The organism is Micromonospora sp. NBC_01392, from assembly GCF_045040125.1.
Taxonomy (GTDB): domain Bacteria; phylum Actinomycetota; class Actinomycetes; order Mycobacteriales; family Micromonosporaceae; genus Micromonospora.
Genome location: NZ_CP109549.1, coordinates 5,918,524 through 5,932,500 on the forward strand (window position 1 = coordinate 5,918,524; position 13,977 = coordinate 5,932,500).

Below are 13,977 nucleotides of genomic sequence, written 5' to 3' on the forward strand. Positions count from 1 at the left end.
CACGGTAGCCGACGCCGCCACCCCCGGCCGAGCGGGTGGCGGGCAGTCCACCCGCCGGTGCGTCGGGTGAGACGGGGCCCCTTCTCTACCGAAGGCGTTAACAAGGGGCCCCGCCTTACACCTCACACGCGGCGGACGCTGACCACCACGCGCTCGCCGTCGCCGACCTCGCCGGCGAAGCCGTCGAGGCCCTCGACGAAGTCGATGCTCTCCGCCAGCACCTCCCGCGCCACGAAGTCCGTGTACGCGGCGACCGCCGCGCGCACCTCCTCGGACGCCGACACCGCCACCGTGATCCGGTCCGAGATGTCCAGGTCGGCGTCCCGGCGGGCCTGCTGCACCACCCGGACCACGTCCCGGGCCAGCCCTTCGGCGGCCAGTTCCGGCGTGACCTCGGTGTCCAGCACGACCACGCCCTCCCCGCCGGGCAGCGGCGCGGAGTGCTCGGCGTCGGCGGCGACCAGGCGCAGCTCGTACTCGCCCTCGGCCAGGGTGACCCCGGCGGCGACCGGGGCGCCGTCGACGAGTTCCCACTCCCCCGACTTGACCGCCTTGATCACCTGCTGGACCGCCTTGCCGACGCGCGGGCCGAGCGCCCGCGGCACCACGGTCAGCACCTGCTGGCAGTAGGCCGCCACCTCGCCGGTGAGCACGACCTCCTTCACGTTGACCTCGTCGGCGACCAGCTCGGCGAACGGCCGGAGCTGGTCGGCGACCGGCGAGGCCACGGTCAGCGTCGCCAGCGGCAGCCGGACCCGCAGGCCCTTCGCCTTGCGCAGCGACAACGCCGCCGAGGCGACCGCCCGGACGTTGTCCATCGCGGAGACCAGCTCGTGGTCGGCCGGGAACTCGTCGGCCGACGGCCAGTCGGTCAGGTGCACCGACCGCTCGCCGGTCAGCCCGCGCCAGATCTCCTCGGCGGTCAGCGGCGCCAGCGGCGCCACCACCCGGCAGAGCGTCTCCAGCACGGTCGAGAGCGTGTCGAACGCGTCCGCGTCGCCGGCCCAGAACCGGTCCCGCGAGCGACGCACGTACCAGTTGGTCAGCGCGTCCAGGTAGGACCGGACGGTGGCGCAGGCGCCGGAGATGTCGTACGCGTCCATCTGCGCGCCGACGGTCGCCACCAGCTCGTTCGTCTTCGCCAGCACGTACCGGTCGAGCACGTTCGTCGAGTCGGTGCGCCGACGCGCCTGGTAGCCGTCCGCGTTGGCGTAGAGCGTGAAGAAGTACCACACGTTCCACAGCGGCAGCAGCACCTGACGCACCGCGTCCCGGATGCCCGACTCGGTGACCGCCATGTCCCCGCCGCGCAGCACCGGCGACGACATCAGCATCCACCGCATCGCGTCCGACCCGTACGCGTCGAAGACGTGGTAGACGTCCGGGTAGTTGCGCAGGCTCTTGGACATCTTGCGCCCGTCGGAGCCGAGCAGGATGCCGTGGCTGAGGCAGTTGCGGAACGCCGGCCTGTCGAACAGCGCGGTGGCCAGCACGTGCATGGTGTAGAACCAGCCGCGGGTCTGCCCGATGTACTCGACGATGAAGTCGCCCGGGTAGTGGTGCTCGAACCAGTCCCGGTTCTCGAACGGGTAGTGCACCTGGGCGAACGGCATCGAGCCGGACTCGAACCAGCAGTCCAGCACCTCCGGCACCCGGCGCATCATCGACCTGCCCGTCGGGTCGTCCGGGTTGGGGCGGACCAGGTCGTCCACCGCCGGCCGGTGCAGGTCGGTCAGGCGTACGCCGAAGTCACGCTCGATGTCGTCGAGCGACCCGTACACGTCGACGCGCGGATAGGTCGGGTCGTCGGAGCGCCACACCGGGATCGGCGAGCCCCAGAACCGGTTCCGGCTGATCGACCAGTCCCGGGCGTTGGCCAGCCACTTGCCGAACGAGCCGTCCTTGATGTGCCCCGGCGTCCAGTTGATCTGCTGGTTCAGCTCGACCATCCGGTCCCGGAACTGCGTCACCGCGACGAACCACGACGACACCGCCTTGTAGACGAGCGGCGTGTCGCAGCGCCAGCAGTGCGGGTACGAGTGGGTGTAGACGTCCTGCCGTAACACCACCCCCCGCTCCTTCAGCTCCCGGATCACCGGCTTGTTCACGTCGAAGACCTGCTCGCCCTGGTACGGCGGGACCAGCGCGGTGAACCGGGTGTGGTCGTCCACGGTGACCACGGTCGGGATGCCGGCCGCGTTGCAGGTGTTCTGGTCGTCCTCGCCGAACGCGGGCGCCAGGTGGACGATCCCGGTGCCGTCCTCGGTGGTCACGAACTCCGCGCCGAGCACCTGGTAGGCGTTCGGCCCGGCCGGCTCGACCAGGAAGTCGTAGAGCGGCGTGTAGCGACGACCGACCAGGTCCCGGCCGTGCACGGTGCCGACCTGCTGGTACCCCTCCAGCTCCTTGGCGTACGCGCCGAGCCGGGCCGCGCCGACGACGTACCGCTCGCCGTCGCGGTCCAGCACCGCGTACTCGATGTCGGGGCCGACGGCGAGCGCCAGGTTCGACGGCAGCGTCCACGGCGTGGTGGTCCAGACGCCCAGCCTGACCGGCCCGCGCAGCGGCTCCGGCGCGTTCTCGTCGGCGGTCAGCTCGAACCACACGGTCAGCGTCGGGTCGTGCCGGTCCCGGTAGACGTCGTCCATCCGGGTCTCGGTGTTCGACAGCGGGGTCTCGCACCGCCAGCAGTACGCCAGCACCCGGAAGCCCTCGTAGACCAGGCCCTTGTCGTGCAGCGTCTTGAAGGCCCACATGACGCTTTCCATGTAGTCCAGGTCGAGCGTCTTGTAGTCGTTGGCGAAGTCGACCCAGCGGGCCTGCCGGGTGACGTAGCGCTCCCAGTCCTGGGTGAACTCCAGCACGCTGGCCCGGCAGGCGTCGTTGAACCGCGCCACGCCGAGGTCGAGGATCTCCGCCTTGCTGGTGATGCCGAGCTGCTTCTCCGCCACCACCTCGGCCGGCAGGCCGTGGCAGTCCCAGCCGAACCGGCGCTCGACGTGCCGCCCGCGCATGGTCTGGTAGCGCGGCACCACGTCCTTGACGTAACCGGTGAAGAGGTGGCCGTAGTGCGGCAGGCCGTTGGCGAACGGCGGGCCGTCGTAGAAGACGTACTCGTTCTTGCCGTCCGTGCCGGCCGGGCGGGCCTCCACGGAGGCCTCGAAGGTCTTGTCGGCGGTCCAGTGCTCCAGCACCCGACGCTCGACCGCGGGCAGGTCCGGGCTCGCCGGGACACCGGCGCCGGTCGGGTCGTGCAACGGATAGGCCATCGGGGGTCGCTCTCCTCGCGCAGCTCACTCGTCGGTGGGTCTGCGAGGACGAACCTTTCCGGGTACGCCTGGAACGACGCCCCCGGGTGGTCCGCGGTACCACCCCGCTTGGCGGTCGAGGTGCGACCGCCCGCTCGTTGATCGGCTGTGACGGGCCGTCCCGTCCGGTTCTACTGAGCCGGTTGCCCGACCGTTCTTCCGGAGGCTCGCCGGTGATGGCCGGGTCGACGCCTGTACGCCCCAGCCTACCCTCCCCGCCCACCCCGCCGCCTCCGAGTAAGGAGGGGCCCCCTGTTAACGCATACGGATTGGAGGGGGCCCCTCCTAACACCTCGCATGACCGGCGTCACACCGTCGGGCGTCACACCGGCCGGGGTCGGATCCGTCGTGTGGGCGTAGCGACGACACGAGGGAGAAGACGATGAGCCGGATCAACCTGGCGACGGTGGCGCCGGAGGCGTACCGGGCGGTGCTCGGGCTGGAGACCTACATCCGGGGCAACCTGGACCACACCGTGCTGGAGCTGGTGAAGGTGCGGGCGTCGATGCTCAACGGCTGCGCGTTCTGCGTGGACATGCACACCCGGGACGCGCTGGGCGCCGGGGAGGACAGCCGGCGGCTGTTCGCGGTGGCGGCCTGGCGGGAGGCGCCGTCGTTCTTCGACGAGCGGGAGCGGACCGCGCTGGCGCTGACCGACGCGGTCACCCGGCTCGGCGAGCACGGCGTGCCGGACGACGTGTGGGACGCCGCCGCGAAGGTCTGGTCGGAGAAGGAGCTGGCGGACCTCGTCGTCGCGATCGCCACAATCAACGTGTGGAACCGAATCGTGATCAGCAGTCGGACCCAGCCACCGCGCGAGGTGTGACCGCCACGCCAGCGGCGGAGTCGGCCGGTGCGCTCACCGCGCACCGGCCGATGCTGCTCGGGCTGGCCTACCGGCTGCTGGGCAGCCTGCACGACGCCGAGGACGTGCTCCAGGAGGCGTACCTGCGCTGGCTCGGCGCGGACCGGGAAACGGTCACCGAACCGCGCCGTTACCTGTCCCGGGTGGTGACCCGGCTGGCGCTGGACCGGCTGCGCGCCCGGCAGGCCGCCCGGGAGACGTACGTCGGCCCGTGGCTGCCCGAGCCGGTGCCAACCGACCCGTCGCCGTTCGGGCCGCTGGAGACCGTCGAGCTGCGGGAGACGGTCTCCACCGCCCTGCTGCACCTGCTGGAACAGCTCACCCCGCCGGAGCGGGCGGTCTACGTGCTGCACACCGCGTTCGCGCTGCCGTACGCGGAGATCGGCGACATCCTGGACCGGTCGGCGGCGGACTGCCGCCAGCTGCACCACCGCGCGGCGGCCCGGCTGACCGAGCAGCGGCGGCGCTTCACCGCCGGCCCGGCCGAGCAGCGCCGACTGCTCGACGCGTTCCTCGCCGCGGCGCGCGACGGTGACCTGGCCCGGCTGACCGATCTGGTCGCGGCCGACGCCACCGCCTGGTCCGACGGCGGCGGGCGGATCCGCGCGGCCCGCAACCCGCTGTACGGCGCGGACCGGATCGCCCGCTTCTTCGCCGGGGTGTACGGCCGCCGGCGGCCCGGGGTGCGGATCGCGTCGGTCGAGCTCAACGGCGCGCCGGCGCTGGTGCTGAGCTGGCCGGACGGCACCCGCTACACGCTCGGGGTCGCCGCGGCCGGCGGCCGGATCACCGGCGTCTACCTGGTCGGCAACCCCGACAAGCTCAGCCGGGTCGCCGGCTGAACCGGACGGGCTCGCGCCGGTCGGGCTGCGGTCAGTCCAGCTCGGGGAACCAGAGCGCGATCTCGCTCTTGGCGCTGTCCGTCGAGTCGGAGGCGTGCACCAGGTTCTCCCGGTTCGACAGCGACAGGTCGCCACGGATGGTGCCGGCGGCGGCCTTGCGGCCGTCGGTGCTGCCGATCATGCCGCGCACCACCTCGATCACCTGGTCGCCGGAGAGCACCAGGGCCACCAGCGGGCCGCCGGTCATGAACGTCTTCAGCGGCGGGTAGAACGGCTTGTCGACGTGCTCGGCGTAGTGCTGGTCGGCGAAGTCGCCGTCGATGGTCCGGCTCACCAGCGCGTCGATCCGCAGGCCCTTGCGCTCGAAACGGGACAGGATCTCCCCGACCAGACCGCGGCGCACCGCGTCGGGCTTGATCAGTACGAGCGTCCGCTCTGCCGGGCTGCTGCTGGACACGCTGGTTTCCTCCTGTGCACGAACCGGGGTCAGGCTGGGTACGGTCAGCGTAGCGACCCGGTCCCGGCGCCGGCGCGGCGGCTGCGTCTTCCCTGGCCCGCCGCGGCGGCCTAGCCTGGCCTTGGAACCCCTGGGAGGTCCACTGTGGCGAATGGCGGGAACCGCACCATCGCGCCGGTACGCAAACTGATCGGCGCGGTGCTGGGCACCGTGGCCACCTTCGTGACCGTGTTCGGGCTCGGCATGACCAGTTGGGCGATCGTGGCGCTCGGCGTCGCGCTGCTGGTGCTCGCGATAGCCCTGGCCACGGTGCGCGGCGGTGGCCGCACCTGGGTGGTCGGCCTGGGGCACGTGCACAGCGCGTCCGAACCACCCACGCAGTACGCGTTCGGTCGCTGCGAGTTGCAGCTGGTGATCGACGCCCCCGGGCTGCCGCCCCGCTCCAAGAAGATCATCGAGCCCCGGGTGCCGGTGGCCAAGTGGCCCTCGCTCGGCCAGGCGCTGCCGGTCCGGGTGGCCCTCGACGACCAGCGCCACGTCCGGGTGCTCTGGGACGAGGTGCCCACCCACGCCGAGAACGCCGCCACGGTCGCCGACCTGCCGCCCGAGTACGCCGGGCCGGAACAGCCGCTCGACGAGCCGCTCTTCGGGCAGGAGGCGCCGCCGTGGGCCGGGCGCGCCCCGGAGGACGACTTCCGCGACGACTACCCGCCCGCACCGGACCCGCTGCTGGACGACGTCACGCTGCGCGGCGAGGAGCGCGAGCCGGTGGTGATGCACCAGCGGCCCGGCGGCCCGGTCGTGCTGGAGGGGCAAGTGGTCGAGCCGACCACCCTCGGCCCGCTCCCGCGCCGCGCGCCGGCGCCCCGCCCGCCGGCCGAGGAGCAGGACCCGGACACGGTCCCGGTGGAGTCGATCGACGTGCCGTTGGACGCTCCGGGGTCCGCCACCACGCCCACCCCGCAGGAGCTGGACGAGGCCATCTTCGGCCCGGTCGGCGACGCCGAGCCGGACGAGCTGGCCAGCCCGATCAGCGGGGTCGGCATCACGCTGCTCGTCACCGACCTGGACCGGTCCCTCGACTTCTACCGGGAGCTGGGCTTCGACGAGATGGACCGGGGCGAGGGCAACGCCGTGCTCTCCTCCGGGCCGACCCGGCTGGTGCTGCGCCGGGTGACCGGGGCCGCCCCGATCAGCCGCCGGCTGGTGCACGTCAACCTGGAGGTCGACGACATCCAGGCGGCGTACGAGCGGCTGCGCGAGTCCGGCGTGCGTTTCACGTACGCCCCGCGGGTGGTCAACCGGGGCACCAAGCTGGAGGTCTGGGCCGCTGCCTTCCGCGACCCCGACGGCCACGGCGTCGCCCTCACCCAGTGGCGCACCCTCGCCGACGCCTGACGTGCAAGGCCGGGCCCCTTCTTAACGCCTCCGGTAGAGAAGGGGCCCCCGCTCAACACGCGCGCGGACCGCGCTCAGCCGAGGATGACCCGCCGCACGTGCAGCGCGTACGCCCACACCAACGCGAAGATCACGCCGAGCCCGAACAGCGACCAGTGCAGCAGCCCGGAGAGCAGCAGCAGGCCCTGGAGCACGGTGCCGGCGTGCCAGGCCCAGGGGCGGCGCATCATGCCGGCCAGCACCACACAGGCCACCGCCAGCGCGACGATCACGCCGATCGCGGCGCCGCCCAGGTCACCGCCGACCACCCGGATCGGCTGGATCGCCAGCAGCAGCACCAGCGCCTCCAGCGCGAGCGTGCCGGCGCCCAGCCCGCGTACCGCCCGGTCCGGGTTGCGCAGCCCGGAGCGGCGGACGCCGCCCGACTGCTCCGACCCCGACTGCTCCGACCCCGGCTGCGCGTCCGGGCGCTGCTCCGGGCCGGTCATCGCTTGAGCAGCCGGCGGGCGTCGGCCACGGTCACCACCGAACCGGTGATCAGCACGCCCACCCCGGCCAGCTCGCCCGGCACGTCGGACTCGGCCTCCGCCACCGCCGCCTCGATGGCGTCGGGCATGTCCCGGGTCACCTGCACCCGGTCCGGCCCGAAGACCTCCCGGGCCAGCTCGGCCAGCTCGTCGACGGGCATCGCCCGGGGCGAGCTGTTCTCCGCGACCACGATCGTGTCCAGCACCGGCTCCAGCAGTTCGAGCAGGCCCGCCGCGTCCTTGTCGCCGAGCACCGCCAGCACGCCGACGAGCTTGCTGAACGCGAACTCCTCCTGGAGCGCGGCCACGGTGGCGGCCATCCCGTGCGGGTTGTGCGCGCCGTCGAGCAGCACCGTCGGCGCGGTACGCACCCGCTCCAGCCGGCCCGGGGAGCTGGTCGCGGCGAAGCCCTCCCGCACCGCCTCGACGTCGAGCTGCCGCCGCGCGCCGGCCCCCAGGAACGCCTCCACCGCGGCCAGCGCCACGGCCGCGTTCTGCGCCTGGTGCGCGCCGTGCAGCGGAATGAAGATCTCCTCGTACACCCCGCCCAGGCCCTGGATGGTCAGCACCTGACCACCGACGGCGACCGCCCGGCGCATCACCCCGAACTCGGCGCCCTCCCGGGCGACCGTGGCGTTGACCTCGGCGCAGCGTTCCAGGATCGGCCGGGCCGCCTCCTCCTCCTGCGCCGCGGCGATCACCGTGGCGCCGGGGTGGATGATGCCCGCCTTGTGCAGCGCGATGTCCTCGATCGTGTCGCCCAGCCACTCGGTGTGGTCCAGTCCGATCGGCGTGATCACCGCGACGCCGGCCTGGATCACGTTTGTCGCGTCCTCCGCGCCGCCCAGCCCGACCTCCACCACCGCCACGTCGACCGGGGCGTCGGCGAACGTGGCGAACGCCAGCGCCGTGGTCAGGTCGAAGTACGTCAGCGGCTCGGCGGAACGCTGGTCGACCAGCTCGGCCAACGGCGCGATCTCCCGGTACGTGGAGACGAACCGTTCCTCGCTCACCGGCTCGCCGTCCAGGCTGATCCGCTCCCGGACGGTCTCCAGGTGCGGGCTGGTGTAACGCCCGGTGTGCAGCCCGAACGCCCGCAACAGCGAATCGATCATCCGGGCCGTCGAGGTCTTGCCGTTGGTGCCGGTCAGGTGGATCGACGGGTACGCCCGCTGCGGGCTGCCGAGCAGGTCCAGCAGGCTCTCGATCTTCTCCAGCTCGAACCGCATCCGGGTGAAGCCGCGCGCGTTCAGCGCGGCCTCCACCTCGACGAACGCGGCGTGGTCGGTACGGTCGCTCATGAGGGCAGGGCCTCCAGGGCGGCGTCGATCCGGGCCAGGTCCGTCTCGGCCACCGCCAGCCGCTCCCGGATCTTCGCGACCACCGGCTCGGGCGCCTTGCCGACGAACGCCGGATTGTTCAACTTCGCCCGCGCCTGGGTGGCCTCCTTCTCGGCCGCCGCACGGTCCTTGGTGAGCCGGGCACGCTCGGCCGCCACGTCGATCGCGCCGCGGGTGTCGAGCGCGACGCTCACCTCGCCGGGCATGGCCAACGTGGCGCTGGCCTGGAAGTCGTCGCCGGGGGCGTCGAGCCGGGCGAGCGACCGGATCAGCGGCTCGTGCGCCGCGACGCCTGCGCCGGCCAGGCCGTCGAGCCGGGCGGCGACCCGCTGGGTCGGCCGCAGCCCCTGGTCCGAACGGAACCGACGGACCTCGGTCACCACCCGCTGCAACGTGGCGACCTCCGCCTCCGCGGCGTCGTCGATCCCGGTACGGTCCACCGCCGGCCACCGGGCCGCCAGCAGCGTCTCCGCGCCGGTCAACGCGGCCCACAGCTCGTCGGTGACGAACGGGATCACCGGGTGCAGCAACCGCAGCAACTGGTCCAGCACGTGGCCCAGCACCCGGCGGGTGGCGTCGGCCGCCGGCCCGCCCTCGGCGAGCACCGACTTGCTCAGCTCCACGTACCAGTCGCAGACGTCGTCCCAGGCGAAGTGGTACAGCAGGTCGCAGACCTTGGCGAACTCGTACGCCTCGAACTGCTCGTCGACCTCGGCGGTGACGTGCGCCAACCGGGACAGGATCCACCTGTCGACGGTCGACAGCTCACCGGCCGCCGGCAGCGGACCGTCGGTGTGCGCGCCGTTGAGCAGCGCGAACCGGGTGGCGTTCCACAGCTTGTTGCAGAAGTTGCGGGAGCCCTGGCACCACTCCTCGCTGACCGGCACGTCCTGGCCCGGGTTGGCGCCGCGGGCCAGCGTGAACCGGGTGGCGTCGGCGCCGAACCGGTCGATCCAGTCCAGCGGGTCGACCACGTTGCCGAACGACTTCGACATCTTCTTGCCGTGCTCGTCGCGGACCATGCCGTGCAGCGCCACCACGTCGAACGGCTGGACGCCGTCCATCGCGTACAGGCCGAACATCATCATCCGGGCGACCCAGAAGAACAGGATGTCGTAGCCGGTGACCAGCACACTGGTCGGGTAGAACTTGGCCAGGTCCGGCGTCTGCTCCGGCCAGCCGAGCGTGGAGAACGGCCAGAGGCCGCTGGAGAACCAGGTGTCCAGCACGTCCTCGTCCTGGTGCCAGCCCTCACCGGTGGGGGCGGCCTCGTCCGGGCCGACGCAGACGATCTCGCCGGCCGGGCCGTACCAGACCGGGATGCGGTGGCCCCACCAGAGCTGGCGGGAGATGCACCAGTCGTGCATGTTGTCCACCCAGGCGAAGTAGCGCTTGGCCAGCTCGGCCGGCTCGACCTTCACCCGGCCGTCCCGCACCGCGTCGCCGGCCGCCTTGGCCAGCGGCCCGGTGTTGACGAACCACTGCAACGACAGGCGCGGCTCGACTGTCGTCTTGCACCGCGAGCAGTGCCCCACCGCGTGCAGGTACGGCCGCTTCTCGGCCACGATCCGGCCCTGCTCGCGCAGCGCCGCCACGATCGCCGGGCGGGCCTCGTACCGGTCCAGGCCCTGGAACGGCCCCGGCGCGGTGATCACGCCCCGCTCGTCCATGATCGTCAGCGAGGGCAGGTCGTGCCGCTGCCCGATCTCGAAGTCGTTCGGGTCGTGCGCCGGGGTCACCTTGACCATGCCGGTGCCGAAGCTCGGGTCGACGTGCTCGTCCGCGACGATCGGGATGCGCCGGTCGGTGAGCGGCAGCGCCACCTCGGTGCCGATCAGGTGCTGGTACCGCTCGTCGTCCGGGTGCACCGCGACCGCGGTGTCGCCGAGCATCGTCTCGGCCCGGGTGGTGGCCACCACGACCTCGTCGCCGTAGCGGATCGAGACCAGCTCGCCCTCGTCGTCGGTGTGCTCGACCTCGATGTCGGAGAGCGCGGTGAGGCAGCGCGGGCACCAGTTGATGATCCGGTTGGCCCGGTAGATCAGCCCGTCGTCGAAGAGCTTCTTGAACATGGTCTGCACGGCCCGGGAGAGGCCCTCGTCCATGGTGAAGCGCTCCCGGTCCCAGTCGACCGCGTCGCCGAGCCGGCGCATCTGGCCCAGGATCGCGCCGCCGGACTCGGCCTTCCACTGCCAGACCCGCTCGACGAACTTCTCCCGCCCGAGATCGTGGCGGGACAGCCCCTCACCGGCGAGCTGCCGCTCGACCAGGTTCTGGGTGGCGATGCCGGCGTGGTCCATGCCGGGCAGCCAGAGCGCCTCGAAGCCCTGCATCCGCTTGCGCCGGGTGAGCGCGTCCATCAGCGTGTGCTCGAACGCGTGGCCCATGTGCAGGGAGCCGGTGACGTTCGGCGGCGGGATGACGATGGCGAACGGCGGCTTGTCACTCTCCGCCGACGCCCGGAAGTGCCCGCCGGCTACCCACTGCTCGTACCGTCGCTGCTCTACCTCGCCGGGCTGGTACTGGCCGGCAAGGGTCGGGGCGTCGGGGCGTCGGGCATCCAGTCTCTCGGTCACTCTCAAAGTCTACGGAGCGCTTCCGGAGACCTGACGTGCGCCACCGGTGATTCGCGTACGGTGGCGGACATGTCCGACGCGCATCTCACCGAGCGTCAGGTCGACGGGGGTCACGGTCCGGTCGAGCTGACCGACGAGCCGATCCGACTGAGCCGCCGCGACCCCGCGCTGGAACCCGAACGACGGCCCGTCTCGCGACGTCGAAAGGTCGTGCTGGCCGCGGTCCTGGCGGCCGGCCTCGCCGGCGCCGGCGCGCTCGGCCTGGGCGGCTGGCGGGTGCTCCAGCAGAAGGACACCGAGCTGACCCAGCCGCCCGGGGTGGCCGGGCTCACCCGGGACGACAGCGACCGGGCCCGCAGCACGGCCGAGTACCTGCGCGACGGATTCGCCGCCGACATCGACCTGGACCGCAGCTTCGGCGCGGTCTACTCGGATCCGGCGGACGCGAAGCGGTCGGTGCTGCTGTTCGGCGGCACCACACTGCTCTGGCAGCCCGAACGGGACCTGGACACGCTCTTCGGCCTGATGGCCGACGAGACCGGCAAGGTCTCGGCGGTACGCGAGGTCGACGCCGGCCGGCTGGGCGGCGTGATGAAGTGCGGCACCACGAGCGGCGACGGCGGTGACTTCGCGGTGTGCGGCTGGGCCGATCACGGCAGCGTGGCGATGGGGATGTTCCCCGGCCGGGCGGTCGACGACGCCGCCACGTTGTTCCGGGAGATCCGTGAGGGCGTGCAGCGCCGGTGAAACGCAGTTCAGGGCCACCCCGAAGGGTGGCCCTGAACTGGAAGATTGTCCGGCGGTGTCCTACTCTCCCACACCCTCCCGAGTGCAGTACCATCGGCGCTGGAGGGCTTAGCTTCCGGGTTCGGAATGTAACCGGGCGTTTCCCCTCCGCCATGACCGCCGTAACTCTATGAACATATCAACCAACAACCCACACAGGGTTCGGTGTTTGTTCAGAGTTGCACAGTGGACGCGTAGCAGCTTAGTAGTCAAGTCCTCGGCCTATTAGTACCGGTCAACTGAACCCGTTACCGGGCTTACATTTCCGGCCTATCAACCCAGTCGTCTAGCTGGGGGCCTTACCCCACAAAGTGGGTGGGATACCTCATCTTGAAGCGAGCTTCCCGCTTAGATGCTTTCAGCGGTTATCCCTTCCGAACGTAGCTAACCAGCCGTGCCCCTGGCGGGACAACTGGCACACCAGAGGTTCGTCCGTCCCGGTCCTCTCGTACTAGGGACAGCCCTTCTCAAGTATCCTACGCGCACGGCGGATAGGGACCGAACTGTCTCACGACGTTCTAAACCCAGCTCGCGTACCGCTTTAATGGGCGAACAGCCCAACCCTTGGGACCTGCTACAGCCCCAGGATGCGACGAGCCGACATCGAGGTGCCAAACCATCCCGTCGATATGGACTCTTGGGGAAGATCAGCCTGTTATCCCCGGGGTACCTTTTATCCGTTGAGCGACACCGCTTCCACATGCCAGTGCCGGATCACTAGTCCCGACTTTCGTCCCTGCTCGACCTGTCAGTCTCACAGTCAAGCTCCCTTGTGCACTTGCACTCAACACCTGATTGCCAACCAGGCTGAGGGAACCTTTGGGCGCCTCCGTTACCCTTTAGGAGGCAACCGCCCCAGTTAAACTACCCACCAGACACTGTCCCTGAACCGGATAACGGTCCGAAGTTAGATACCCAAATCAACCAGAGTGGTATTTCAAGATTGCCTCCACCCATACTGGCGTATGGACTTCACCGGCTCCCACCTATCCTACACAAGCTAATTCAGATACCAATGTCAAGCTATAGTAAAGGTCCCGGGGTCTTTCCGTCCTGCCGCGCGTAACGAGCATCTTTACTCGTAATGCAATTTCGCCGGGCCTGTGGTTGAGACAGTGGGGAAGTCGTTACGCCATTCGTGCAGGTCGGAACTTACCCGACAAGGAATTTCGCTACCTTAGGATGGTTATAGTTACCACCGCCGTTTACTGGCGCTTAAGTTCTCCGCTTCGCCCCGAAGAGCTAACAGGTCCCCTTAACGTTCCAGCACCGGGCAGGCGTCAGTCCATATACATCGAATTACTTCTTCGCATGGACCTGTGTTTTTAGTAAACAGTCGCTTCCCCCTGCTCTCTGCGGCCATACAACGCTCCACCCGCGCGGGGCTTCACGTCTCCGGCCCCCCTTCTCCCTAAGTTACGGGGGCAATTTGCCGAGTTCCTTAACCACAGTTCGCCCGATCGCCTCGGTATTCTCTACCTGACCACCTGTGTCGGTTTGGGGTACGGGCCGCTAAGAACTCGCTAGAGGCTTTTCTCGGCAGCATAGGATCACTGACTTCACCTGAATCGGCTCGGCATCACGTCTCAGCCTATATGCGCCACGGATTTGCCTATGACACGGCCTACACGCTTACCCCGGCACAACCACCGGCCGGGCTCAGCTACCTTCCTGCGTCACCCCATCGCTTGACTACTACCCGCCAGGTTCCCACGCTCCCCAAACTCGGTCCGAAGACCTCCTCCGGTTCGGGTGGTTAGCACAACGAGGTTCATCAGGGACGCTCTTTCGCGGGTACGGGAATATCAACCCGTTGTCCATCGACTACGCCTCTCGGCCTCGCCTTAGGTCCCGACTCACCCAGGGCGGATTAGCCTG

Annotated in this window: 9 protein-coding genes and 2 rRNA genes (1 of these 11 only partly in view); 4 read left to right on the top strand and 7 right to left on the bottom strand. The window is 70.2% G+C overall.

What is annotated here, in order from left to right; translation table 11 throughout:
* Positions 1-122 precede the first annotated feature (122 nt).
* Positions 123-3,269 carry an isoleucine--tRNA ligase gene (ileS, locus tag OG767_RS25615; protein WP_405090855.1) on the bottom strand — a complete coding sequence of 1,049 codons (3,147 nt, stop codon included), beginning with the start codon at positions 3,267-3,269 and terminating at the stop codon, positions 123-125.
* Between the two features lie 421 nt (positions 3,270-3,690).
* Here ileS and OG767_RS25620 point away from each other — a divergent pair, with 421 nt between their 5' ends.
* Together OG767_RS25620 and sigJ are read left to right on the top strand one after the other, a co-directional pair.
* Positions 3,691-4,134 carry a carboxymuconolactone decarboxylase family protein gene (locus OG767_RS25620; protein WP_396775870.1) on the top strand — a complete coding sequence of 148 codons (444 nt, stop codon included), beginning with the start codon at positions 3,691-3,693 and terminating at the stop codon, positions 4,132-4,134.
* Positions 4,131-5,015, top strand: coding sequence for an RNA polymerase sigma factor SigJ (sigJ, locus tag OG767_RS25625; protein WP_405090856.1), 885 nt, complete (start codon positions 4,131-4,133; stop codon positions 5,013-5,015). The genes OG767_RS25620 and sigJ overlap by 4 nt, the downstream gene beginning before the upstream one ends.
* Positions 5,016-5,046: 31 nt before the next feature.
* On the opposite strand, the gene ndk is transcribed toward sigJ, so the two are convergent.
* Positions 5,047-5,472: a nucleoside-diphosphate kinase gene (gene ndk / locus OG767_RS25630; protein ID WP_405090857.1), complete on the bottom strand. Its 426-nt coding sequence runs from the start codon at positions 5,470-5,472 to the stop codon at positions 5,047-5,049.
* 144 nt (positions 5,473-5,616) lie between these two features.
* Between ndk and OG767_RS25635 the strand changes: the two genes are divergently transcribed.
* Positions 5,617-6,870, top strand: coding sequence for a VOC family protein (locus OG767_RS25635; RefSeq protein ID WP_405090858.1), 1,254 nt, complete (start codon positions 5,617-5,619; stop codon positions 6,868-6,870).
* Positions 6,871-6,944: 74 nt separating this feature from the next.
* Here the strand turns inward: OG767_RS25635 and OG767_RS25640 are convergent, their stop codons facing one another.
* The 3 genes from OG767_RS25640 to OG767_RS25650 are packed head-to-tail and all read right to left on the bottom strand — an operon-like array spanning position 6,945 to position 11,313.
* Positions 6,945-7,358 carry a DUF4233 domain-containing protein gene (locus OG767_RS25640; RefSeq protein ID WP_405090859.1) on the bottom strand — a complete coding sequence of 138 codons (414 nt, stop codon included), beginning with the start codon at positions 7,356-7,358 and terminating at the stop codon, positions 6,945-6,947.
* Complete coding sequence (locus OG767_RS25645) at positions 7,355-8,698, bottom strand: folylpolyglutamate synthase/dihydrofolate synthase family protein (protein WP_107162748.1); 1,344 nt, start codon at positions 8,696-8,698, stop codon at positions 7,355-7,357. The genes OG767_RS25640 and OG767_RS25645 overlap by 4 nt, the downstream gene beginning before the upstream one ends.
* Positions 8,695-11,313, bottom strand: a complete 2,619-nt coding sequence (locus OG767_RS25650) for a valine--tRNA ligase (RefSeq protein ID WP_405090860.1) — start codon at positions 11,311-11,313, stop codon at positions 8,695-8,697. The genes OG767_RS25645 and OG767_RS25650 overlap by 4 nt, the downstream gene beginning before the upstream one ends.
* 69 nt (positions 11,314-11,382) lie before the next feature.
* Between OG767_RS25650 and OG767_RS25655 the strand changes: the two genes are divergently transcribed.
* A complete protein-coding gene (locus tag OG767_RS25655) occupies positions 11,383-12,060 on the top strand; it encodes a hypothetical protein (protein ID WP_405090861.1) in 678 nt (225 codons plus the stop codon).
* A gap of 47 nt (positions 12,061-12,107) precedes the next feature.
* On the opposite strand, the gene rrf is transcribed toward OG767_RS25655, so the two are convergent.
* Positions 12,108-12,224: ribosomal RNA gene (rrf, locus tag OG767_RS25660) — 5S ribosomal RNA — on the bottom strand.
* Between the two features lie 80 nt (positions 12,225-12,304).
* Positions 12,305-13,977, bottom strand: a 23S ribosomal RNA gene (locus tag OG767_RS25665) (it continues 1,436 nt past the right edge of the window).